The 10,616-nt window shown below is 57.4% G+C and carries 5 protein-coding genes; 3 read left to right on the top strand and 2 right to left on the bottom strand.

Annotated features, from left to right (window positions below; genetic code table 11):
• Positions 1 to 582: 582 nt before the first annotated feature.
• Entirely contained in the window at positions 583 to 2,595 is a 2,013-nt protein-coding gene (locus HZZ13_RS00085; RefSeq protein WP_197957693.1) for a methyl-accepting chemotaxis protein, read from the top strand.
• Positions 2,596 to 2,999: 404 nt separating this feature from the next.
• Here HZZ13_RS00085 and HZZ13_RS00080 read toward each other — a convergent pair whose 3' ends face one another.
• Positions 3,000 to 4,685, bottom strand: coding sequence for an MFS transporter (locus HZZ13_RS00080; protein WP_197957692.1), 1,686 nt, complete (start codon positions 4,683 to 4,685; stop codon positions 3,000 to 3,002).
• A gap of 1,584 nt (positions 4,686 to 6,269) precedes the next feature.
• Here HZZ13_RS00080 and HZZ13_RS00075 point away from each other — a divergent pair.
• Positions 6,270 to 6,731, top strand: a complete 462-nt coding sequence (locus HZZ13_RS00075) for a GNAT family N-acetyltransferase (RefSeq protein ID WP_246504209.1) — start codon at positions 6,270 to 6,272, stop codon at positions 6,729 to 6,731.
• 432 nt (positions 6,732 to 7,163) lie between these two features.
• On the top strand, positions 7,164 to 7,481 hold the full coding sequence (locus tag HZZ13_RS00070) for a hypothetical protein (protein WP_197957691.1): 318 nt from the start codon (positions 7,164 to 7,166) through the stop codon (positions 7,479 to 7,481).
• Between the two features lie 1,853 nt (positions 7,482 to 9,334).
• Here the strand turns inward: HZZ13_RS00070 and HZZ13_RS00065 are convergent.
• Positions 9,335 to 9,811, bottom strand: a complete 477-nt coding sequence (locus tag HZZ13_RS00065) for an Lrp/AsnC family transcriptional regulator (protein WP_197957690.1) — start codon at positions 9,809 to 9,811, stop codon at positions 9,335 to 9,337.
• Between the last annotated feature and the right edge of the window lie 805 nt (positions 9,812 to 10,616).

The raw sequence follows: 10,616 nt of genomic DNA, 5'->3' as shown, positions 1-10,616 counted from the left end.
GGAGAAGCAGCAGGCATCGGAAAGGAAATCCGCGGAAGCCTGTACACTCGCGCTTGTGCCGGCCAGATCATCTCCAGTAGTCTGGGCGTCTCGATCAGCCATGAAAATGGCCGTGCGAGGATTTCGCACGGCCAAGTCAGGGAGGAAACGCCCCAAAGGAGGCGACTGAGGGAGTATCGAAGTGAGTGAATCGATCACTCAGCGAGTACTCCAGGACTTGCGCTGACTGGTCCGACCGCGCAAGTCCCACATTCGAGTACCCGTTTTTCACGCTTGTTGTCTGCGATTTCGCTGCTCATTTCGCATGTTTTATGCGCAAAAGAGGCTTCCGCTGCAGCGTTTCCGTTGCGCGCTCAACGCTCATCCGTCGAACCTGGATACGCACCTGCGTGCGCTCGATCGAAGCAGAAAATCTTATTGCTGCAGTTGCCCGCGCTTTCGTGCACGGGTTCAGAATTTCGAAATCAATCTAAACTAGGCAGCGGCTTGTTATCGACCGAGTGAAGCAAATCGAGCCAAGCGTCGCTCAACGTGAATATGTACTTGTGGTGCCAACCAGCACGCCACCTGCAGGATCAACTCATGAATCAACCGACAAAAATGAGCGGCTTTGCCACCGCCCGTCGTCAGAGATCGCCGATCCGCAGCGCACTGCGAATTGGACTGCGAGAGCAGATGACACTGCTCGGAATTTTCGGCGTCCTTGTCACGGCTGCAATCTGCATTGGCGCTTGGAGCTATGCGAGCCTCGTCCAGCGAGAGTCGATCGCTAGCAACGAACTGAAGGCGATTGTCGTATCGTTATCACAAAGCTTCCTGGAATCCGGCCAAATTGCGAGCGACTTCCTCCGCAGGCCGACTGAAAAGTTGATCGAGAGGCATGCCGATCATCACGAGCATCAGCTCGCAAACTTAACTCGCCTCCAGGTATTGGCGAGCGCTTTACCGGACAATAGCCCGCTCAGGCAGGCAGCCGCCCTGCAGCCAATCATCAATCTCTATGCGACTCGCTTTCAGAACGTCGTCGCGGCGCAACGCAACCTCGGCTTCAATGAAGATGAGGGTTTTCAGGGTAAGCTGCGCAAGGCCGTGCACGCGGCCGAGCAACGGCTGATCGACGTGAGCGAGCCCCGCCTCACGATCCTGATGCTGATGATGCGTCGGCACGAAAAGGACTTCATCTTAAGGGGCGATGAGAAGTACGGCGATCAGCTGACCGACCGCGAGACCGAATTCGAAACAGAGCTTGCTCGGACCAGCCTGCCTGCAGACGAGAAGTCCGAGATCCTCAGGCTTGTCCGCGCTTACAAGGAGAACTTTGTGTCGTTCATGGTGACCCAGCAAACGCTGGCCGATCAGGTGAGCGATCTCGGACAGATCTATGATCGCATTCGACCGGCAATCGTGAGGATCATGACCGATGCTGACGCGTATTCCCGGGTTGCGGAAATGCGAGCAGAAGAGATTCGCCGGAAGATGGTCTGGGGCGTTGGGCTGGCAACGCTGGCCGTCGGACTGCTTGCCTTGCTGTTTGGCCAGCGCATCGCAAGAACCGTCGCCTTGATGGCGGCGGCCATGCACCAGCTAGGTGAGGGGCAATTCGACGTGGTTTTACCAGGTCTTGGCCGAAGAGATGAACTGGGCGAGATGGCCGAAGCGGTAGAGAAATTCAAGCTGAGAGCGCGCGAGAAGATGCAGGTTGAGCTCGACGCCAAGGCCGAACGGGATCAAACGGCTGCCGATCAGCGCAAAGCAGACATCGCTCGGCTCGCGGGCGAATTCGAAGCGGCCGTAGGGCAGGTGATCGATACCGTCTCGGCCGCTTCCAGACAACTTGAAGCGTCGGCACGAAGCCTTACTGGATCCGCTGATTACAGCCAGCAGCTCTCGATCGAAGTTGCGAGCTCATCAGAGGAGGCGTCCGCCAACGTTCAACGCGTTGCGGTTTCGACAACCGAAATGGCGGCAACCATTGCCGATGTCGGCCGCCAGGTCGAGGAAGCTTCCGATATGGCGCGGGAAGCGGTTCATAAAACTGAACTCAGCGATCAGCATGTGATTGGGTTGGCCGCTGCAGCCGAACGAATCGGCAGCGTCGTTCAGCTGATCGCAGCGATTGCGCGGCAGACCAACTTGCTCGCGTTGAATGCCACAATCGAAGCCGCCCGCGCCGGCGATCGGGGCAAAGGTTTTGCGGTTGTAGCGCAGGAGGTCAAATCCCTGGCGACGCAAACTGCGCAAGCGACTCTTGAGATTAGTGAGCAAATTGGCGGCATTCAGGCCCTGACCACTGAAGCGGTCGGTGCGATTACCGAAACGGGCACGATCATTGGTCGTATCTCGGAGATCGCCACGAGTGTCGTTGCCTCCATCGGGAAACAGAAGACGACGAGCGAGAATATCGCGTTCAATTTGCAGGAAGCGGCCACCAGGACGAATCAGGTCGCGGCAAGCACCAGCGATGTTACCCATCGCGCAAAGGAAACCGGAGGGGCTTCGATGCAGGTGCTGAGGTCAGCCGAACTGCTGTCTGAGGAAAGCTCTCGGCTGAAGCGCGAGCTGGACAATTTCCTTGGGAGAGTTCATGCAGCATAACTGGGTATCTCAACTAGCACGCATCCGAGCTCCGACGATCGAGCCCGGGATGACCCGCAGTGTTGTCCTTCGCCCGCCTTGGTTCTGAGCTCGGTTAGGTCGTTACTGGAGAGTATCGATTTCCTAGAAGAATCCCGATTGTACTTCAGGGTATCAATCCCGGTATTCAGCGTTTTGTTTCGAGAGTTCGCACTTCTCTTGGAATGGAAGGGGGAGCACACGGAGGAAGCCAAAAGCCCGAGACAGCAGCCGATTTTAGGGGGGACAGCCCTTGAGCTCGGTCTCCGGACCACGCTGGCGCGGAAGTCGGTTCAGCTCGCAGAGAAGATAGCCTTCGATTGCCATCACGCCCATAGATGGATTGCCAAAGCTGTCGCTCACGGCATTCGTTCAAGAGGCCGCGGCTATCGGCTCCTGCCGGGGATATTCTCATGGAGCAGGGCGTCATCCTCGGAATAGTTGGCGTTATCCTCCTTCCAGCGCACGGATCCAAACGGGCGCTCCAGCATGCGACGAACCCGTATAGGCTCGGGGCCTATGTGAAAAGCTGCCGCCCCACGCTCCAGCGCGCGCTCCGATTGTGTCGCACGGTTACGTTGACGGAGGTAGTCGAACCACGTCGGGCAGTGGTAGCGCTCCGTCCAGGATTCCGGATCGGCAATGTTGCGCGCGATCGACCACCCATACGCGCCATTGCGCTGACGGAATAGCTGCACTGCTTGCATGGCGTTGTGGAACGCGCGCGCATTCTCCTGCGCAACTCGATACTCGATTTCAACTACCAACGGGCCGCTTCGGCCGCTTAAGTCCAGCCGCACATCGGGATCTTCGAGGGGCTCGGCTTCTTCACCACGCGCGCCTATACGCGGCATGGGAAACCAGAGCCCTAACAGAGGTGAGAGTAGCATCAAGGCGCCCGATATCAGGAGCGCAGTTTCCACACCAGCGGCATCAGCCAGGTTGCCCCATCCCCAACTGCCGATGGCAACCCCGCCTGATCCGGCCGCCTGATAAGCCGCCAGCGAGCGTCCGGCAACCCAGCGGGGCGCCGACAGCTGCACACCGACGTTAAAGAGCACCCATACCATCATCCACACGGCCCCGGCCAGCACCAATGCGGTCGCGGTCAAGACCAGGCCGCGGCACAGCGCCACGGCGAGAAGGCTTCCACCCATCGACAGCGTGCAGGCGCGAATGGCCGCCTCGCCACTCAAGCGCTTGCGCATTTCGGGGATGTAAAGTGCGCCGATCACCGCGCCAATGCCAAAGGCGCTCAGCAGAAGGCCGTAGGTCTGCGCGCCACCATGCAGGAGATCCCGCGCAACTATCGGCATCAGGGCGATGATCGCACCTCCGACGACGCCAGTCACCATGGACCGGACCAACACGATCTTAATGGAAGGAGAATTGGTGATGTATCGAACGCCGGAGACGATCGCGCGACTGAACTGTTCACGCGGCAGCCGGGAAGGTTCGGCGACCCGTTTCCAAAAGAAAAGCGCGAGCATTAACGGCAAATATAGAAGCGCGTTTATTGCGAATGCGGCCACTGCGCCCGCGGTAGCAACGACGATGCCGCCGAGCGCTGGGCCAACGCTGCGCGCGATATTGTAACTGATGCTGTTCAGGGCAATGGCGGCGGGCAGTGCGTCGGGCGGCACCTGCTCACTTATCGAAGATTGCCACGTCGGATCCATGAGCGCCACGCCGCTGCCAACCACGAAGCAAAGCGCCAGCAGCAGAAGCGGCGTGACCATATTGAGCCATGCAAGCACGGCTAGCACACCGGCTCCGGTGAGTGCAATTCCAAGTGAGATGAGCGACACGATCCGGCGGTCATGCATGTCTGCGATTGCGCCGGCCGGCATTGCAATCAGCATAACTGGAAGCGTCAGCGCTGTCTGAACGAGCGCGACCATGTCGGCCGAAGACGTCATTTGCGTCATCGCCCAGGCAGCTCCGACGCTGCGAATCAGAGCCCCCATATTCGACAGAAGGCCCGCAAGCCAGATGCGACGAAAGGTAATATGGCGGAGCGGCGCGGTGATCTCATCGCCACGAAACGTCTCTGGCTTGCGTGCTTGGCTCATATCAGCGGCTGCCGTGCCTTCGAACTGAGAGATCCAACCGGCGGTAGGAGGCAGGCTGACGAGGTGAAGCTTCTAGCCAGGATCAGGTACTCCCTCCATGCAGTGGTGGGCCTGATTCTGGGCGGAGAGGCGCTCGCGGAATGGTCGAACATTTTATGCGCGGTCGCTCAACGTTTAAGTCCGTAAAACTAGCTGGGAATTGAGATCGCCGGCCAGTTCTCGCATCAATGCCACTCGCATCCATCGTTCAAGAGCGCTGAACCCTCAGCAATTTCCTAGGTTACTGCATTTGCGCGCAGAAATTTTTCGGAATGGAGCCATAGGCGACGAAAAAGCTCGCAGAGAGGTCGATCTTTGGGAGGCGCTGCGTCTCTCCAGCGATTCGTCTGCCACGATTTAGGCAACTCGCCGCCGGAGTAGTCATCGCAAAAGAGACGCGAACAAAAGAAGAGCTCGGGCACCGAGGATCGGACGTGGGTGACGCACGTGAGTACATCACGCTTGAGCCAAGTGCGAATGGACCGCTCAGACTGGACGTGAAACTGCTCAAATCGTCACATTCGAACGAGGTGCCGTCCTTCAGCTTGACTGAAAGCTGTGTTGCAACTCACTTTTCGCTGAATAGCGCCATTCAATTTCGAACGCTCATCGGCATAACCGAGGCGACGCCTGCGCAACATCGATTAGAGATACCTCGCCCGCACAGAGTCCAGCACTCGCCGGCGATAAAAGCAAAAATGGACGTGACGAACGAGGCCAAGCTGAACGTAAGCCCGAGCCGGACAAGGCCGCGTAGAACCCAATACCACCCTATGATCATTTGGATGCGCTGAACAGCGTGGCCGAGGCGTAACATAGCAGGCAGTCTTGAGTGTCAGGACAATTTGACGTGAGTGGGACGGCGGTCATGCCGGCGGTGCACAGCAGGATTGCTCTGATAAGTGGTTCGGGATCGCAACCCAGGCTTTGAGAAGGGCGCATCCGTAGTGATTATAGCTCCCTCTCACGTTGCGAGATTAGCAAAAAACTTCGGCAACAAGCCGTCCTAGCCGGGGAGCCTGTGCACGACAAGCCATCGACGCGGGTAGCTGATTGAGACAGTGAGTCGACGGTCGCCGCCTACCGCGGCAACAAACGATCCCTTCCTTGTGAATCTAGGAAAGCGGATTTTCCAATTGCGTTGAAATATGGATGTCTTCGACTCGTGCGCTCGAGTGTTCTTTGAGAATATTGGTCGACCAAGTGTGCTCGAATGGCAGGAGCGTTGCTGATCTGAAATGTACCCCACTGAGAACGCGCTGTATCCGACCCTCGCATGTCTTGCTCGCGCGATGGGACGGAGTGTTGTTGGCCTTCCATCTACGTTCGCTAAGATCACAGAGTCCGACTAGTACTCAACCCGCTCCTTCACGATCTTCCGAGAATCGTTTCAGCTCGGGAGAAGAAAAAGCTTATTGCCTCTCAATGGTGTGAACAAACACGTCATGGTTTAACATGGCAGATTATCTGCTCTGGGACGATGCTTCGGTAGGTCTCCTGGTCCGACGGAGCGGCCAAACTATGTAGTGCGAAGGAGAGTTTGACATGGTGACCACACGTGAGGTGTCTGTCGATGACGCTGCAACGGTGACCCAGATGGTTGCTGACCTGATTGCCGAGCTTGGGTCCGGCCATACTCAGGCGGCATCAGATGCAGAGCTCGTCGGCGACCTCCTCGGCATGAAGCGCCGCGTGTCAGGATTTCTCGGTTTTGCCGAGCAGCGCCCCGTCGGCATCATCATGTTGTCGGAGAGCGCCGCTATTTTTGCGCGCGGAACCTACGGCATCATTACCGAACTTTACGTGGTGCCGGATCAGCGATCGTCCGGCGTCGCGATGCGGTTAATTGAGGCCGCGGTCGGCTTAGGAACGAGAAAGGGCTGGGGCCAGCTGGAGGTGGGGGCGCCCAGTCAGCCAGTCTGGAGTCGCAGCGCCAACTCAGCCTTGTACCTAAAGGCCGGTTTCGCAGAGATCGGCCCCGGCTCAAGTTGCCATTGCATGGACTAGCCAGCCGACAACAGCAGACCTGCGATCCGGCGACTCCGCGATTGGACCCCAGGCGACGACGTGCAGCGCGCCGGCGTATCTCAGGTTCATCCGCTGCAAGGTTTGCATGAGCGCCAATTGGCAGCCACGTAATTGGCCATGATGAAGCAGGTGGTGGCTGGCTGCAACTCCGCCGCTAGGTAAATTGAAGGAGGCTGCGCAGCACGGTCCTCTTATCCAGGTCCACCGACAAGACCGGCGACCTCGCAAGGCGCTGTTGGATTCTTGCGGCTCAATCGCTTTGCGCGCAAGCTGATTGCTTATCTATTGGTCGCAGTGACCGTCCCGCTCGGCAGGACAGTTGGCCGATACGCGGTTCTTTAGACTACCGAAGCAACACCGCTCGCCTCGCACTGTTGCCGGTATTCATCCTGTTGCTGGGCATCGGGCGCGATGTTGAAGACCAGCAAGAAGTCTATGCCACCCCTGCTCAATACAATCGCCGCAATGAAGAATGCTGATTTCCTTCTGATCAGCTCGAAGCCGCAGCAGCTCTTCGGCAACACGGTCCTGCCGGTTCCGGAGCTCGTGCGATCGCCGACGGAGCTTCGATCCTGTGCACGACCGGACAACGAGGATTTGCGAGCCATCATTCTTGGGAAGATGGGGGCGCTGCTCGGATTTGCGAAGTTTCAGAGCGCGCCGTTTCATGGTCGCGGGCAGCTTCTTGGCTTTCGGTCTAACCGGCATTTTGAAATCCAGCCGCACTGATGATCCAAGTTGCCGTCCATCTTTACTCGTTTTCATGGCTTCCTCCGGTAAACAGGCTTGTGCCGGACAGCAGTGTCGCCAAATGAGGCGCGAGACCGCTGGGCTGCCAATGAATGATATGGGGACGAAGTGCGGAGCCCCGGTTCGTGTGGCCGGGAGAATGCCGATAGCGGGATTCATCGACAAGAGTCAGGGGAGCCGAAAGCCCTGAACCAATGCGGCACCCAACAAGATCGCAAGGGCGGCTCCTGATTATGTCGCGGGCGGAATGGGCCGCCTCTTGAAGTCGTCATGACTTGTGCCCCCCATCTCTCAGTCTTGCGATAACCTCGGTTCGCCCTCGCAGCACTGGAAGCTCAAGCACTCAAAAGAGCCATTACACGCATCCCGGAAGCTTGTCGGAGTTCACGATCCTCGTGAGGCTTTCAGACGAACTCTCTCCCGCCGATGCGTGAGCGCCGTGAGCCAGCTAGCCAGTTTGTCCAATTGCTGAACACGTAGATCTCAACACAAAACATTCAAGCTCTTCCTGCTGTGCGGCGATGTTCGCAAGGCGTTTGCGGGCGTCAACAGTTTAGCGAGAGGTGCACGATGCGTCTGTCCGACTGACGCAGGGTTTGCGTCGCAGGAACCGCCTCTTCTCGAGCGGTTTAGCAAGAATCAATAACATTATTCGGCTGGCGAACCTCGACTTCCGAAGCGTTACGTGATGGTACCGGATATTGACTTGCATCGGCTCCGCATCAGGTGCTGGTCACTTCTATGCAGAACGGTCTGCCGGCCGATTCACAGCAACGGACTCGCAATGCGCCGCAAATGACGCTTGGTCCCGTGCACTTGGATACGAAGCAACTTCGCATAAGCCCTGCGGGGGAATCCGTCGAAAGGACCCAATCGAATGGGGAATTTGAGCGTCAACTCAGTGACCATGGCATATATATGCCCGGTAAGCGATCATATTGCCCTTCGTAAGAGAGCTCGTTTCGACATCGAGCTTGCGGCTATCGTCGCAATACGACGAAGTGATCAGTCAGCAGGCGCATGCCTGGGAAGGAGAGTAGAGCGCAGAGATAGGCCGAGCGGCTGACTTGAAAACAGTTTTGGATTTCCTTTCGCGCAATGCATTCAAACTCGAGAACGGATGCTATGATTTTGCCATAGCGCGGGGAATCTCCGATGTTAGACGCCGCTACTACCGCACTTGTGCGCGCGGTCCTCGAAGAAGTCTGCGAACACGTTTCTCCTACTAGCGGGGTGCGCGCACATGTTACCTCGAAGATCCTGGAGGCCGCCAGCAGAGGTGAAAGGACGCGCGAGCATCTCAAACAGATCGGCATAGATGCCCTTCGCCAAGCGCCAAGCATGTGGCGGTAAGCGACAAAAAAATCGGTTTGGTAATATTCGGCGAGCAATCTGGATGAGCTCGTGCCGAGAGATCAAGCGGGATGTCATTCGGCGATGAGCGGTTGCGCTGGCGCGAGCACACTAAGAGGTTTGGGCACCCACGTTCCGCACCCAAACATTCTTCCTCAGAGGCGTAGTCTTTGCCAATGTGCCAAGTCCAGCTGACCCCTATCATTGTGGTCGGGCGCTCCTTGCGGCAGATTAAACCATCTCGCAGCAGCGGCTTGCCATTAGAGATGCTTGACCTTGATGCATTCGCCGCTCCGGAAAACAAACGCAGGATCGCCGGTAGCGAGGCTGAGAGATCGCGTCCAGTGATGGACGCTTAGCACGATTACGGGGTTGAAATTGCGTATCTTCACCACTCCGACCAGCGGACAGGGCAGTGTCCTGTGCGAATGCAAATCTCGACCTGTGTGCATCCCGGGTCAGGCATGCGCAGTCGGCGCTCAAGCCTCTGAGGGAGCCTCGACTGGAATAGCAAACCCTGCCTTTATGCGATCCAAAACGACCATCGTCTTAAAGCCCTTTATGTCTGGGTTCACGTAGAAAAAGTTCCGGGTGAACTCCTCATAATCTTCCATGGTGCGGGCTGTCACATATAGAACAAAATCCGCATCACCCGTGACGTAGAAGCCATTGACCACTTCAACTGACGATCTAACTGCCTTCTTGAATCTGTCGATTATGTCGGCACGCTCCCGCTCCAGGCTTACGAGCACGAGCATCTGAATAGGTCGTCCTACCGCCTTCGGTGAGACAATCGAGATGTCGGCCTCGATGATGCCTTCCGAGCGGAGTCTCTTCAGCCTCCGTTGACAGGCCGTGGCAGAAAGCCCGGCCAGTTCGCCTATACTGTCGGAGGTTAGACGGTTATTCTTTTGCACAATCTCGAGGATGCGGGCATCTATCCGATCGTACCCCATAATCGGACCCCAACATTGAGATGAATTTCACCGCGAAATGCCCTCACGGTGCAGAAAACCCTCCTAGTTTATCCAGACTCGAGATTGTTTTCAACAGATAGCCGAAGGTATCCTCCCAGGTGCCCTCTTCCGGGAGGGCTGGGGTGGTTTTGCACCGCGGCGTCCAGCAGCGGGTTTGCGGTTCATCAGCGATCCTGGGCGAAGCAACTCATCCGCTTGTGGCTCGATGTCGTTGAGCTTGGCCGTCCCGATTAGCATCAGCGAAATGGCTGAGCAGTCGCCGCCTATTAGGGAAAAAGCGGGCCCGGCACTGTTAAGAATGAACCGGCGAAGCGGAGGCGCAGTGCTTGGCCGCGTTGCTGGTATCAAGTCCGTTCAATAACCTCGCAGGCTATACGCGCCGCGATGATCCGTCGCAGAAGCATTGACACTTGAAGTGCACACCTGCGGCCGTTTCGCGCACAACATTGCAGAAGAATCTGGCCTTTTCCCCTCAAGCGGAAGCTTGAAATGGAGAAGAGGGGGCGGTACTCGAGCTAGTCCGCTGAGTGTGCATTGCGAAGCGCCGAGGATAGCTTTCAGGTGACAGCAGCAGCGAGTTCCACTGGCGCCCGGATTCGATCCGATCTCGTGCTAATGACGAGCCGCCCGGCGCCCGCTGGCAACTGCGAATAACATAAGTTTAACATCAAGCTCAATGGGCTTTCGACGTGCGGTGGTCCATGCAAGGCCTGATCAAGGGGGAAGCGTTGACCAGACTGACCCGTAGGTCTGCGCACGTCCGAACGGGACGAATGTTCGAAGG

The sequence above is a fragment of the Bradyrhizobium agreste genome, assembly GCF_016031625.1.
GTDB lineage: Bacteria > Pseudomonadota > Alphaproteobacteria > Rhizobiales > Xanthobacteraceae > Bradyrhizobium > Bradyrhizobium agreste.
Note: the sequence above shows the minus strand (reverse complement) of the source record. Positions and strands in the feature narration are given on the sequence as shown.